The sequence below is a fragment of the Actinomadura miaoliensis genome, from assembly GCF_039536785.1.
Taxonomy (GTDB): Bacteria; Actinomycetota; Actinomycetes; order Streptosporangiales; family Streptosporangiaceae; genus Spirillospora; species Spirillospora miaoliensis.
In genome coordinates this window covers 504,002-516,889 of the sequence record NZ_BAAAZG010000001.1, presented here as the reverse complement: position 1 = coordinate 516,889, position 12,888 = coordinate 504,002, and the positions used below count along the sequence as shown (strand labels likewise).

The following is a 12,888-nucleotide window of genomic DNA, read 5'->3' as shown; positions in this document are numbered from 1 at the left end:
CTACATGCTGGTTTGTGGCCGGCCGCCGGAACTTCACCTCACCGTTGATCACGAACGCTAGCCTTCGCAGCATGAACGACGATGCCGTGGTGCGGGTCACCCGCCGCGGGCTGGTCCTCGGCGCGGCGGCCACCGCCGCGCTCGCGGCGACCGGCACGGCGGCGACCGCCAGCCCTGGCGGCCACGATGACGATCCGTTGCGGGTGCTGGTGGCCACGAACGAGCCGTGGGGCACCTATCACGTCAGGCCACTGCTGGCCGAGGCCGCGCGCCGCGGCTACCTGCTGACGCAGCTGGTACCCGACTACTCGCAGATCGCGCCCGGTGAATCGGTACCGGTCGCGACCCCGCAGACCGCTCCTCGGGCCGACCTGCTCGTGGTCACCGGAGCCTCGGACTGGCCGGCCGACATGGCCGCGCGCTTCCCCCGGCTGCGCCTGGCGGCGAGCTCGCTGGCCTACCTGAACCCGGTCGAGGCGCCGCGGGCCCGCGAACTGCGCCACCGGCTACGCGCGATCACCTCGTCGTCCCCGGCCGAGGCGCGCGCGTTCGCCGGGTACCTGGGCCTGCACCGTCCGATCCAGGTGGTGGGCTCGCCGCAGACCGATGCCCTTCCGGCACGCGACCCGCAGCCGGACACCGTGCTCGTGCTCACCAGCGTCACCTATCCGGATCAGACCGGCGGCGCGGCGCCCGGCACCCAGTTGCTGCTGGACGCGGCCGCCCGGCTGCAGGCGGCCGGGAAGCGGATCGTCGTGGGACTGCACCCTCGCGAGAACCCGGCGTTGTGGGACCGCTACGAGATCAGCGACGTACCGTCCGTGGAGGCGGCGGCTCGAGCCGAGGCGGCCATCGGCATACCCGGCACCGTCTTCCCGCTCGTCGTCGCGGTCGGTACTCCGGTCGTTGGTTGCCTCGACCCGGCTCTGCGTGTGCCCGACTATCTGCTGGCCGTCTGCTCCTCGACGATCACCTCGGCCGAGGGGGCCGTACCCGCCGTGGAGCAGGCCCGGCTGCCGGACGCGCGCACATTGGCCGATGCCGTCGGACCGGTGGGTGGATCGGCCGCCCGGCTGCTGTCCTCTTGGCGCCGAGCCGCCCGCCCCTGACCTCCGGCGGGCGTCGGCCCGACCAACGCGGTGGGATGGGGCTCGGGGACATCGGGTCCTCGCTGGAACCGGTCGACGTCGGGAATCGCGTTGACGAGGCGAAAGAGCCGGTTGCAGGAGTTCGCTGTTGCTTCGGTGGTGGGAACTGCTCCGCGCCGGGTGTGACCATCAGGTCGCGGCGCGGAGCACGCGGGCCGCGCCTGCACCGCCGTGCGGAAGACGTCGGGCTTGTCGAACTCATCCACGCCGCCCCCGCCGGGAGTGAGGGGGCGCGCGTGCGCGGCGGGATTCTTGTTGAGTGTGCCTTTCCGCTCGGCGGGGCTCGCCGGTGCTGGAGGCGTGGCTTCGGCTGATTGCCACATGCGTTCCCGACGGGTGTCGTCGTGCTGTCAGCCGGTCTTGCGTTGTGTAGCGGCCGGGGGAGATGTAGCGCGAGACTCTCGTTGGTCTTCTGGTCGCTGGGGTCGGCGAGGTGGTGGATTGCGTCCGGGCGTACCGGTTGGTGATCAGCGCGTCATTCGCCGGGACGCGAGGTTGGCCTGATGCCCAGGTGCTCAAGCCCATCAACCTGCTGGGCCGGCGTTGTACGCGCTGCTGACTGGCCTGTATCCGTCCCTGACCGAACTGGCGCAGGCCGCGCCGCCCGCGGCCGGGTCCGGTTCCGGCTGCCCGCCGGGGACGCGGCGCGGGCGGCACGTGCCGGGTGGCTGCGGTGCGCCGCGGCGGCGTCGGATGCCCTGACTGCGGCTGGACGGTGATCCCGGTCACCAGCGCCATCGAGTCGGTGGTCCACCCGTCGTTCGGGCAGACGGTCTTCTGCGTAGCGCGCGTCACCGGCCGAAAGGGAACGACGCGGTGGCTGTTGCAGAGCTCCGGTCCACCTGCCTGCGCGAAACATCGCCGCGTCCAGGGAGCGGACGCGGCGACGTTCCATGCTTGGGCACGAGCGACGGGAGGCTACGGACACGCCGACCCGATCTGGTGGCCGGGGGAGCGCCTCGGGCGGCCAGCGGCGGATGAAGACCCGCATACGGGCTGGGACAGGACGAACATAACCACCGCCCGGCAGCGGCAGGTAACCGACACCTGCCGCCAGTGGGCACGACCGCCCGCCGAGCATTTGGCACATCCGCATGCTCGGCGGGCATGTCATGTTCGCCGGGACGGTATGCCAGAGGCGACGCTGGAAGCCGTGCCGCTACGCCCACCTCGGCGGCGAACCACTCAACCCGTTGCACGGGCCGGCCGACCTGGGCCGCCGGCCCGTGCAACGACGCCATGCTCACCTACGGTCGCCGAACATCACGCTGAGTAAGACAATCGCTGGTTCAGCGCGCGTACCGCGACGATGTGGATGGCGGAAAGCTACCCCTCCGCTCCAGTAGAACCCGGATCGTCTGAGCCAGGTGACGCCCTTCTTGCCAGGTCATCCGGCATCTGCCCACGGTGGCGATTTCCCGTTGAAAGATGGCACTCACGCCACTGGGAGCCGCTGCGGCACCCCCAATACCTTCGGGAGGCGCCGGGGTGCGGACCCGGCCATTCCCGTAAGTGAAGGGCATTGCATGCGCAGCCAGATAGTTCTGTTCGACGGCTTCGATCCGCTGGACGTCATCGCCCCCTACGAAGTGCTGTACGCGGGAGGCACCGCCTCCGGAGAGGCGTTCAGTGTGGAACTGGTCTCCGCAGAGGGACCGCGCGAGGTGGTGAGCGGTACCGGTGGCCTGGCGCTGCGCGCCACGGCAGCCCTGGACCCCGAAAAGGCGGACCTGGTCCTGGTCCCCGGTGCCTCGGGTCGCGTGGGGGAGCCCGGTGAGGTCCCCGACGAGGTAGACGCGGGGCAGAGGACGCAGGACGAGCCCATCCCCGTACTCCTGGGCCGTACCTTGACCACCGAGTTGCCCACGCTGCTGAAAGCGGCGATGGATCGTCCGGAGGTGACCGTCGCCGCGGTGTGCGGCGGCTCTCTCGTGCTGGCCATGGCCGGTCTGCTGGAGGGCCGCCATGCCACCACGCATCATCTCGGCCTGGACCTGCTCGAGGCCACCGGCGTGCACGCGGTCCGCGCCCGTGTCGTCGACGACGGCGACCTCGTCACCGGCGCCGGCGTCACCTCGGGGCTCGATCTGGGCCTGTACCTGCTGGAGCGCGAGATCGGGCCCCGGATCGCCCACGCCGTCGGGGAGCTGTTCGCCCACGAGCGTCGCGGCACCGTCTGGCGCCACCACGGACCCGCGCCCGCCGCTCTGTGACCACACCCTTCCACGACGCCGTAAGAAAGAGCTTCACATGCCCAGCAACTCCGTTGAAGGCACGTGGGACCTGATCGTCTCCACCCCCATCGGCAAGATCGAAGCCGTGGCCGAACTCCGGAACCAGGACGGGGTCCTGACCGGTTTCGCCCACGGCGCGGGAGAGACGGTGCCGTTGACGGACATCGTCCTCGACGGCGACCGGCTCACCTGGAAGCAGGCCATCACGAAACCCCTGCGCCTGAACCTCGCCTTCACCGTGGCGGTCGACGGCGACACGATGACCGGCACCTCCAGGGCGGGGCGCCTGCCCGGCTCCAAGGTCACCGGGCACCGCCGCGTCGCGCGGGCGGGTTCGGAGCACCGACCGTGACGAAACTCTTCCTCTCCCTGCATGTCCTGGCCGCCATCGTGACCATCGGGCCGGTCACCGTCGCCGCCAGCATGTTCCCTCCGGCCCTGCGTCGCGCCCATCACGGCCCCGGTGCCCCGGACGCGCTCACCACAGTGCGGACGCTGCACCGCATCTGCCGCGTGTACGCGGGTGTCGGTATCGCCGTGCCCGTCTTCGGGTTCGCCACGGCCAGCAGCCTCGGAGTCCTGGGCAGCGGATGGCTGACCGCGTCGATCATCCTGACCGCAGCGGCCGCCGCCGTCCTGGCGCTGATGATCCTGCCCACCCAGGACCGGGAACTCACCGCCCTGCAGGACGACGGCCCCCGTCCCGACGTCCCGGCGGCCGGCCGTCTCGCCATGCTCACCGGAGTCTTCAACCTGCTGTGGGCCACGGTGACCGTGCTGATGATCATCCGGCCCGGCTCCACGACCGGAGCGTGATCGTGAACCTTCGTCCGCTGCGCGTCGCCGCACACGCCGAGCTGGTCTCACTGATCGTCCTGCTGGCGAACCTGGCCACCGCGCACCTCAAGCCCATCTCGTCCCTGATGGGGCCCGCCCACGGTTGCGCCTATCTTTTCGTCGTACTCGCGACCTGGCGCCTCAAGCAGGCCACGACCGCAACAAAGGCGATCGCCCTTCTACCCGGCGTCGGCGGTCTCCTCGCGGTGCATCGGCTACAAGCCCCGCACCGCCGCGCGGCACAGCGCGACTCCGGGGCCGCCGCACGTAGGTAACCCCGCAGCGGTGTCGAACCCTCGCACCGCCCCGGCGTCCACCGAGGGCACTGTGAACGACGAAGCACGGCACGTCGACGTGTTGACGAGCACGTGCGACGGTCAGTGGAGAAGCACAGGAAAGCGGAAATTCCGCCGGGCTCAACGTGCCCCGCCAAAGGCTGCGGTGCGTGGACGGCGATGGCGGCCCGACGCCGACGTCCGCCGGATGATCGAGACGTACGTGCGCGCCTACGTCGACCAGGTGCGCGCCTTCGCCGCGCACGGCGACGACCAGGGCTTCGCGCTGACCCTGGACAACACCGACGGGCACGCCCGCCAGGTGCTGGTCTCGGCGGTGTCGTCGACCCGCATCGGGCTGCTGGAGGACAAGACGGTCGTCGAGCGGCACGAGCGGCGCTTCCGCGCGGGGCCGGGCGTGCGGCGGCTGGACAAGCAGGAACGTGCCAAGGTCGAGCGGGCCTACGAGGGGCGGCGGCTGGAGTCTTCACAAGGCCGACGCCGCGACGGCCGGGCGGTGGCGGACGCGGGCCCCAGAGGCGCAGCCGCTGCTGGGCGGGCCGCCGGTGATCGAGGCTGTGGCGCCGACGACCTGATCGAGCGCGATCGTGCGCACGGACGCCTCTCGCTCGAAGGGGTGCCTGCCTAGGTGGGACCAACGGATCTTGGCCCGCGCCCTGGGGGCTTGTCACGCACGGGCTACCAGCACATACGCGGGGATGCGCACGGGGCCACCGGTCGCCTAGGCTGGCGCGATGGGCATGATCGTCGTTCCGTATCACCAGGACGAGCGGTTGAGCGACGGGTACATCCCGCTGCCGCTCGCCGATGACCTGCAGGTGGTGGATCCGGAATTGCCGGACGGTGACATCTGGCGCCGGCTGGCCGCGCTCGACGATGCCGCCGCGGACGAGATCGCCGCGTCCGTCAGCGCCGGTGGCCCGACCACCGTGCTGTCCGGCGACTGTCTCATCGGGATGGCCGTGCTGGCCGGGGCTCAGCGGGCCGGTGTCCACCCCGGCATCGTCTGGTTCGACGCGCATGGTGACGTGCACACCCTCGACACGACGACCTCCGGTTACCTCGGCGGACTGGCGCTGCGGCTTCTCCTGGGCGCACACCCCGATCTGCTGGCCCGCCCGCTCGGCCTGCACCCGGTGGCCGAGGACCGCACCGTCCTGGTGGACGCCCGGGACCTGGACCCGCCGGAGGCGGAGTACCTGCGGACCAGCGCGATACGGCGCAGCGGCGTCGCCGACCTGGATGTCGCCTCACTGCCGGACGGCCCACTGATCGTGCACGTCGATGTCGACGTGACCGATCCCGACGACCTGCCCGCCCTGCTGTTCCCGGCACCCGGAGGCCCACCGGCCGCCCAGGTGATCGCGGCGGTGCACCGGATCCTGGAGACGGGACGGGTCACCGCGCTCGACATCGCCTGCCCATGGCAGCCGACAACCCAAGACAGCGTCCAACAGGGTCGCAGCGACCTGCTGCGCCAGTTGATCAGCGGATACGAGGCTCCAAGCCAGAGCACCTGATCTGCCGAGCCCCTGCCGACCGGCACGAGCCCACGGTCCTGCAGCATCCCGGCCCGCCCGCTCTACACCGCCACCCTCGCCGAGCAAGCCGCCGAACTGCACGCCCTCCGGAAGGCCGCGACGGCGGTCCCGGCATCCCAGAGCCGCCCCCGGTCCTGCGGCGTCGTGCTCGTTTGTCGCCGTGGTGCTTGTGTGGCGGGGTTGAACGGCCCAGTACTTTCCGCTGCCGCGCCAGCCGGACCACGCGGCGCGCGGCCTGCTGGATGCGGTCGCCCCCGGCGCCACGCTCCTCGTGGTCAGCCATGACCTTGCCGACCTCCCGCCGGGCGGTCGCGGGGCTGCGGGAGTGCGGCGGCTCGGGATCGTTTCGTGCGGTGATTAGGCTGCGTCGTCCCGTCGGAGGGCCCCGACTTCGCCCGGATCTGCGCCGAGCACGGCATCGCGTTCATCGGCCCGCCGCCCGAGGTCATGGAGGTCGCGGGCGACAAGGCCCGGGTGCGCGGCCTGCTGGCCGACGCGGGGCTGCCGGTGCTGCCGGGCAGCGACGGCACGCTGCCGACCCTGGACGACGCCCAGGAGGTGGCGCGGTCCGTCGGCTACCCGCTGATCGTCAAGGCGGCCGCGGGCGGCGGGGGCGGGGGTCTGGGGCGGGGGTCGCCTGACCGCTACCAGGGCAGCGGGCCGTCCTCGCTGAAGAATCCGCTGAGGGGCAGACGGCGCCGGTGGTGGCGGTGCAGCCGGATGGGGCGGCGCAGTGGGTGGCGACGCGGTTTCTGGGGTCGGTGTTGTTGCGGGGGTCTTGTACCTGCTGAAACACGGGTGCTCGCGCCCGCAGCCACTCGGCAGTCATCGCTTCGTGGTGACTGCCGGTTGGTTGCCGAGCCGTGATGGAACTGGCGCAACGGGTTCGAGTGCGGGGGAGTTGGCTTGCAGTCATCAGGAGCGGGTAGCTGGCGCTCAGTCAGAGTTAAACCACAGCAACACGCCTGGACCGTCCGGGGTCAGCACCGGTATCCAGGCCTCATCGGCTTCCGCCATGCGGCTTTCGTCCAGCTTCAAGGCGTGGGGTTCCTCGGTCCATCCGTCACATGCCCAGAAGGTGACGCCTTCCACACCGTCCCGGAGCCGGTCGCGCTCCTCCGGCGACCATGAATGATTCCAGGTACCGGCGCCGCGGAAGTGCTGCTCGAACAGTGTCCGCAGGGCATTCAGGGCGTCGAGACCGTATACGGGCACCAGATAGCCCTCCACCTGGCCCTGCCGACAGGCCGTACCGCCGTACTGCTGCTGGTAGAAGACGCCTGTCGGCGCTTCGACGACCACGTACAGCCAGACGTCGGCTGTGCCGTCGGGGTCCAGGAAGACATACCGGCGAAGGCTCATGGCAGACCGTCTTCCACAGATCGGATCGTCTCGGTGCCCGTTGCCCTTTCTCGCAGGTGCTTGCGCAGTTGCCGCACCGCGAGGACCACGACGTCCCCGAACCTGCGTTCGTCCACGTTCTGGCGGCTGACGCGGGTGAGGACGACCCGGACGGGCGGGGTGCCGATCTCGGTTCGGATCCCCTCGTCCACGACGTCCGCGTACACCCGCCTCGCATCGGTCCGCCTCACGAACTCGTAGTTCTCCGCCGGTTCGAAGTCGACGGTGATCTCGGAGAAGTAGGAGTCGCCGCGAAAGTAGGTGCCGGAATCCCGGGCGCGCACGCCGCGCACCGGCTCGGTGAGTTCGAGCGGCACTCTGCGATGCAGTTCGCGCACCGCCCGGCGGGCGGCCGCGGCGAAGCCTCGGTCGCTGCTGTCGATCGTGTGGTGGACGAAGCGCGTCAGGACCACCCGGACCGCGGCCTCTCCCAGTTCCGCCCGCATGGCGTCGGCGAAAACGTCTTTGAAGTGGCGGACGTCCTCGGCGTGAAAACGCAGGATGTCCGCCCAGCGCTCCTCATCGGTCACCGCCGGCGACCTGCCGGGGATCCGCTCGGGCGCGGTGTCGACGAACTCGTAGGTCTCGGCGGGTTCGAAGTCCACGCTGACGATCGCGAAACTGGCGCCGCAACCGGTCTGCCTCTTGTCACTGGCATCCACGTCGCGAACCGGCCGTCTCAGCATGGGGCCGAGAGTGGCAAAGCACGAACCACGCTGTCAAAGTCTTTCCGCCCCGTGCGGCGGCGCCGACCAACCCCCGGCGCGCTGACGAGTGCCCGTCCTGGACGTGTGATTCGGTCTGGTCGCGGGGGGCGGCGGTGATCTTGTCGGGACTGTGGTGGTGGCGACGGGGCCATGACCTGCACCACGAGTAGCAGGCAGGGGTGGCGTGCCCAAGGAGATCGTTCCCGGTTTCTGGAACCCCTGCCGTGGCATGATCCCGGCGTTGCCTCCGACATCAGCCTGAGGTGACGAAATACGCGTGACTATTTGGGTGCGGGGTTCATTCCCGTTCGAGGCTTGGAGGGCATGTAGTCGCCTTAAGGGCGATGTAAGTGATATGCAAGCGAGGAAGCGCGTACCCGGTGGATTCTCTCCAGTGTCAGGGGCTCAGCTCAGAGGAAAGGTGCAATCCGCTCAGCAGCCGGGCGTAGTGCATCCCCGCTCTGAGCCCGTGGCGTGTCCCCCGCCAAAATCAGTGGATCCCCAAGGGGGTGGGGCGCGAGAATGCCGGTGTGATGCGCGATTTTGATGAACTGGTGGCCGAGGCCGAGGCGGCGCCGGTCGAAGGGTGGGACTTCTCCTGGCTGGACGGCCGGGCGACCGAACAGCGCCCGTCGTGGGGATACCAGCGGCTGATGAGCGAACGGCTCGCCGCAGCCGCCGCCGCGCTGGACGTCCAGACCGGCGGCGGGGAGGTGCTGGCGGGTGCGCCGAAGCTGCCGCCGACCATGGTCGCCACCGAGTCCTGGCCGCCGAACGTCGCCAGGGCCACCAGGCTGCTGCACCCTCGGGGCGCGGTGGTCGTCGAGACCTCGGAGGAGCCGCCGCTGCCGTTCGCCGACGAGGCGTTCGACCTGGTCGTCAGCCGTCATCCCGCGACCGTCTGGTGGGCCGAGATCGCCCGGGTCCTGCGGCCCGGCGGCACGTACTTCGCCCAGCATGTCGGACCCGCCACCGTCTTCGAACTGGTCGAGTACTTCCTCGGGCCGCAGCCGGAGGAAGTGCGGCGCAAACGCCACCCCGATGACGAGAGCGCCGAGGCTCGGGCCGCCGGCCTGCGGATCGTCGACCTGCGCATGGAGCGGCTGCGGATGGAGTTCTTCGACATCGGTGCGGTCGTCTACTTCCTGCGCAAGGTGATCTGGACCGTCCCGGACTTCTCCGTCGACCGCTACCGCGACCGGCTGCGCGAGCTGCACGAACAGATCCAGAAGGACGGACTGTTCGTCGCCCATTCGTCCCGGTTCCTCATCGAGGCCAGAAAGCCGTCCTGACCTGCGGCGGCACCGTCAAGCGCCCCCGGCCCCGGCAGAATGTGCGGCCTGCGGTCGTGACCGAACCCAGGGATGCCGTTGCTGCCGGGCGCCGACGGCGGCCGGTCGGCGTGGCGACGTCCAAGAGAGGGCGCGGCGCGATCCCGGTCCCGGACGGGCGGCGGCTGAGGTCAGGTCAGAGCCGGTAAGTCCTGGTCGTCGGGGACCCGTTCACCGTGAGGGTTTGGTGTCAGCACGGCCTCCACCAGGGCGCTCCCGTCGTTGCGTCGTCGCCGCCGCCCGCGCCGCCGCCTGCGCCGGCGCGCAGCACCACGTCGGGGACGGCCAGGGGCCGTCGAGGTCCCCGGCCCGCGCGGCTACCGGGCGCATCTGAAGGCGGTCGCCTACCGGATGCTCGATTCCCTGGCCGGCCGGCGTCGTTTCTTGACCAGCGTGGTGGTGCGGTCGGTGGCGCGCTGGGCGGCGGCCAGGTGCGCGGCCGCGCCGACGAACCGGAGCACACGGAAGGCCTCTACATCAAGGTGGAGGAGGACGGCCGTAGTCGCGCACACGTCCGGGGCGTCCCGTAGAGATGGATCTCGGCCCCAACGAGCCCCCAGATGGGCGTGGTTGGCGCGTTACCGCGTTGACGTGGGCGGAGCCGCATGCGTCTGATCGGTGCGTCTTCCCTGACAGGGTTTCGCGGTCGCGGCGGGCGTTCGCCGCCCCGAAACGGGGGCGCCGGGTTCACGTCTGGTGGTCAGGCGGTGAGTGCCTGGCACAGTGCGTCGAGTGCGGCCGGATAGGCGTTCTGGCTGGGAGTGCTGTAACCGACGATGATGCCCTGCGGGTGGTCACCGGGACGATGCCAATGGTCGGCCAGCCGATTGAACGCGAGCCGTTGCGTCATGGCGCGGGTCACGATCTCCTCCTCGTCGGGGCCGGTGGCGGGCAGTCTGATGAACGCGTGGAGCCCGGCGGCAATACCGCGGACCTCGACCTGGGGCGCATGGCGGCGCAGCCGGTTCACCAGGAGGTCCCGGCGCTCCCGGTAGCGCAGCCGGCCGGTGCGTATGTGCCGTTCATACGCGTGGCTGCCGATCAGCTCCGCGAGGATGACCTGGTTGAGCGACTCGGTCTGGGCGTCGGCGTAGCGTTTGGCCTCGGTCACCGGCTCCACGAGGTGGTCGGGAAGGACCATCCAGCCCAGGCGCAACGCAGGAGCCAGCGTCTTGGACGCGGTGCCGATGTAGGCGACGGCGTGCGGCGACATCCCCTGGACAGCGCCCACGGGCTGACGGTCGTAGCGGAACTCGCCGTCATAGTCGTCCTCGATGACCAGTCGGCCGGGCGTCCGGGCCCACTCGGTGAGGGCGTGCCGTCGGCTCGGATGCAGCGTCGCCCCGGTCGGGTACTGGTGGGACGGGGTCAGCACCACGGCGCCGGCCTCGGCGAACTCGGTTCCGCCGAGCAGGTCGGTACGCGCGCCGAGATCATCGACTGGAAGGCTGACGATCCGCAGCCCCGTGCGGCGGATCAGATCACGGTAGTAGGGATGACTCGGTTCCTCCAGGGCGATGGCGGTGACGCCGGACTCGGTGAGTACACGGGCCAGCAGGTTGAGGGCCTGTGAGTACCCGTTGGTGATCACGATGCGGTCCGGCGTGGCGAGCACGCCGCGGGCACGTCCCAGGTAATCGGTCAGCGCAGCCCGCAGCTCGACGCGGCCACGAGGGTCGCCGAGAGCGTAGAGTTCCGCGGTCGCGTTGGTCAGGACGCGCCGGGCTGCCCGCAGCCACGCTCTGGCGGGGAACGCGGACAGGTCGGGGCGGCCGGGTCGCAGGTCGTGCCGTGGCGACACGGGGTCTGCTTCGGGCGTCGGCGAGCCCGCGGAGACCGGCGGAACCTCTCCGACCGTCGTTCCCGACCCTTGGCGCGTGTTCAGGTACCCCTCGGCGACCAGCTGGTCGTACGCCGCGATCACGGTGCCGCGGGCGATGCCCAGTTCCCGGGCCAGCGCCCGGGTCGAGGGCAGTCTCGTCCGCGGCGCCAGCCGTCCGTCGCGGATCGCCTCCCGCAGCGCGTGCTCCAGGCCGGACCTGCGACCGGCGGACATGTCGAGGTCGAGGTGAAGGTCGACGGCGGAACTGGTCCAATCTCCCGGCACAGAAGTGGATCTTAACGTTGATCCAGTCGGTCCCTAGGGTCGCTTACCAGGTCAAGCACCTCAGCGATTGAGACGGAAGCCCTGCGGGGCGGATGGGACATGCGTGGGACTGCGTGGCGGCAACCAGAGACGTCGACGAAACTCGATGTTCGTCTGGACTCGGGCCGGGTCCGAGCAGCCCGGCAGGATCTCGGCGACGCCCTCGGTAAGCGTGCGCGTGGTCGTCGGCCAAGCGCGCGGGCCCCTGCGATCCAGCCCGGCCGGGGCCATGATCCCGGCCTGTCGCCAGGCCGCGCCGAACAGGGCCTTAAGGCGGCGGGCCTCCCGGACGAAGCCGGCGTCGGGGCGCGCGACGTGCACACGGCACTGGACGCGTGGCGTCGAGCGGCCGCCGTCGGCACACCGCACCGGGCGGCGGCTGGCACGCCGCGTCCGGCGGTGGTCGGCACGCCGCGTCCGGCGGTGGTCGGCCTACCGCGCCCGGCGGGGCGCGACCCGCGCGACCAGGAAGGAATACCTCCGTGATCGTTTTCGCCCAGCTCAGCGACATTCATCTGGACGGCGGCCCCGAACGTGCGGCCCGCGCGGCCAGGGTCATGGCGTACCTGAACGACCTGGCCCAACCTCTTGACGCGGTGCTGGTCACCGGCGACATCGCCGACCATGGCTCGCCCGGCGAATACGAGCAGGCCCGCGAGGTGCTGGCGTCGCCGCACCCGGTGTTCCACTGTCCTGGCAACCACGACGCACGCACCGCCTACCGCCGGATTCTGCTCGGTGACGAGGCCGGCGGCGACGCCCCCGTCAACCAGATCCACCGGACGGAGGGAGCGGTCTTCGCGCTGTGCGACTCCACCATCCCCGGCCGCGACGACGGGCGGCTCGCCGACGAGACGCTCGCCTGGCTGGACGCCGCGCTCGCCGAAGACGCCGGCACACCGGCCTTCGTGTGCTTCCACCATCCGCCGGTGCGCCTGGGCAGCCCCTACGTCGACGGGATCCGGCAGTTCGGCGAGCGGCGGCTCGCAGCCGTCCTCGCGCGCCACCCGCAGGTCGTGGCTGTGCTGTGCGGGCACGCGCACACACCGGCGTCCACCGTCTCCGCGGGGCGGCCGCTCCTGGTCGCGCCCGGTGTCGTCTCCACGCTCGTGCTGCCCTGGGAACACGGCGACTCCGTCGTCGACCACCAGGCACCGCCCGCGGTGGCGTTCCACCTTTTCGACGGGCAGCGGCTGACCACCCACTACCGCGTCGTCCCCTGACCGGTCAGGGGACGAGAACGGCGC

The 12,888-nt window shown here is 70.8% G+C and carries 13 protein-coding genes; 10 read left to right on the top strand and 3 right to left on the bottom strand.

From position 1 onward, the window contains the following. Positions 1-71 precede the first annotated feature (71 nt). From ABD811_RS02405 to ABD811_RS02365, 8 genes are all read left to right on the top strand, one after another. Positions 72-1,109, top strand: coding sequence for a hypothetical protein (locus ABD811_RS02405; protein WP_344939923.1), 1,038 nt, complete (start codon positions 72-74; stop codon positions 1,107-1,109). A 1,565-nt stretch (positions 1,110-2,674) separates the two neighbouring features. Continuing rightward, positions 2,675-3,361 (top strand): DJ-1/PfpI family protein, encoded by a 687-nt coding sequence (locus tag ABD811_RS02400; protein ID WP_344939921.1) that lies wholly within the window; start codon positions 2,675-2,677, stop codon positions 3,359-3,361. Between the two features lie 37 nt (positions 3,362-3,398). Then, positions 3,399-3,734, top strand: a complete 336-nt coding sequence (locus ABD811_RS02395) for a hypothetical protein (RefSeq protein ID WP_344939918.1) — start codon at positions 3,399-3,401, stop codon at positions 3,732-3,734. Beyond that, a complete protein-coding gene (locus ABD811_RS02390; protein ID WP_344939916.1) occupies positions 3,731-4,198 on the top strand; it encodes a hypothetical protein in 468 nt (155 codons plus the stop codon). Before ABD811_RS02395 ends, ABD811_RS02390 begins: the two co-directional genes overlap by 4 nt. A gap of 2 nt (positions 4,199-4,200) precedes the next feature. Next, positions 4,201-4,494 carry a DUF3817 domain-containing protein gene (locus ABD811_RS02385; RefSeq protein ID WP_344939913.1) on the top strand — a complete coding sequence of 98 codons (294 nt, stop codon included), beginning with the start codon at positions 4,201-4,203 and terminating at the stop codon, positions 4,492-4,494. A gap of 166 nt (positions 4,495-4,660) precedes the next feature. Continuing rightward, a complete protein-coding gene (locus tag ABD811_RS02380; protein WP_344939910.1) occupies positions 4,661-5,143 on the top strand; it encodes a DUF2252 family protein in 483 nt (160 codons plus the stop codon). A gap of 106 nt (positions 5,144-5,249) precedes the next feature. Then, positions 5,250-6,035 (top strand): arginase family protein, encoded by a 786-nt coding sequence (locus ABD811_RS02375; protein ID WP_344939908.1) that lies wholly within the window; start codon positions 5,250-5,252, stop codon positions 6,033-6,035. A gap of 468 nt (positions 6,036-6,503) precedes the next feature. Continuing rightward, a complete protein-coding gene (locus ABD811_RS02365) occupies positions 6,504-6,923 on the top strand; it encodes an ATP-binding protein (protein ID WP_344939905.1) in 420 nt (139 codons plus the stop codon). Positions 6,924-6,992: 69 nt separating this feature from the next. Here ABD811_RS02365 and ABD811_RS02360 read toward each other — a convergent pair whose 3' ends face one another. Both ABD811_RS02360 and ABD811_RS02355 read right to left on the bottom strand, forming a co-directional pair. Continuing rightward, complete coding sequence (locus ABD811_RS02360) at positions 6,993-7,418, bottom strand: DUF6210 family protein (protein ID WP_344939902.1); 426 nt, start codon at positions 7,416-7,418, stop codon at positions 6,993-6,995. Then, the gene (locus tag ABD811_RS02355) at positions 7,415-8,062 is read right to left on the bottom strand and encodes a hypothetical protein (protein WP_344939899.1); all 648 of its coding nucleotides are present in this window, start codon (positions 8,060-8,062) and stop codon (positions 7,415-7,417) included. Before ABD811_RS02355 ends, ABD811_RS02360 begins: the two co-directional genes overlap by 4 nt. Positions 8,063-8,694: 632 nt before the next feature. Between ABD811_RS02355 and ABD811_RS02350 the strand changes: the two genes are divergently transcribed. Next, entirely contained in the window at positions 8,695-9,456 is a 762-nt protein-coding gene (locus ABD811_RS02350) for a class I SAM-dependent methyltransferase (protein ID WP_344939896.1), read from the top strand. 739 nt (positions 9,457-10,195) lie between these two features. On the opposite strand, the gene pdxR is transcribed toward ABD811_RS02350, so the two are convergent. Next, positions 10,196-11,602, bottom strand: coding sequence for a MocR-like pyridoxine biosynthesis transcription factor PdxR (gene pdxR / locus ABD811_RS02345; RefSeq protein ID WP_344939893.1), 1,407 nt, complete (start codon positions 11,600-11,602; stop codon positions 10,196-10,198). Between the two features lie 521 nt (positions 11,603-12,123). On the opposite strand from pdxR, the gene ABD811_RS02340 reads away from it, so the two are divergent. Beyond that, complete coding sequence (locus ABD811_RS02340; protein WP_344939890.1) at positions 12,124-12,864, top strand: metallophosphoesterase; 741 nt, start codon at positions 12,124-12,126, stop codon at positions 12,862-12,864. Positions 12,865-12,888: the final 24 nt, after the last annotated feature.

What these genes read in the sequence shown, in the direction of transcription:
- ABD811_RS02395 (WP_344939918.1), top strand. Translation starts at nt 3,399, where the DNA reads ATGCCCAGCAACTCCGTTGAAGGCACGTGGGACCTGATCGTCTCCACC.
- ABD811_RS02405 (WP_344939923.1), top strand. Translation starts at nt 72, where the DNA reads ATGAACGACGATGCCGTGGTGCGGGTCACCCGCCGCGGGCTGGTCCTC.
- ABD811_RS02365 (WP_344939905.1), top strand. Translation starts at nt 6,504, where the DNA reads ATGGAGGTCGCGGGCGACAAGGCCCGGGTGCGCGGCCTGCTGGCCGAC.
- ABD811_RS02360 (WP_344939902.1), bottom strand. Translation starts at nt 7,418, where the DNA reads ATGAGCCTTCGCCGGTATGTCTTCCTGGACCCCGACGGCACAGCCGAC.
- ABD811_RS02375 (WP_344939908.1), top strand. Translation starts at nt 5,250, where the DNA reads ATGGGCATGATCGTCGTTCCGTATCACCAGGACGAGCGGTTGAGCGAC.
- ABD811_RS02400 (WP_344939921.1), top strand. Translation starts at nt 2,675, where the DNA reads ATGCGCAGCCAGATAGTTCTGTTCGACGGCTTCGATCCGCTGGACGTC.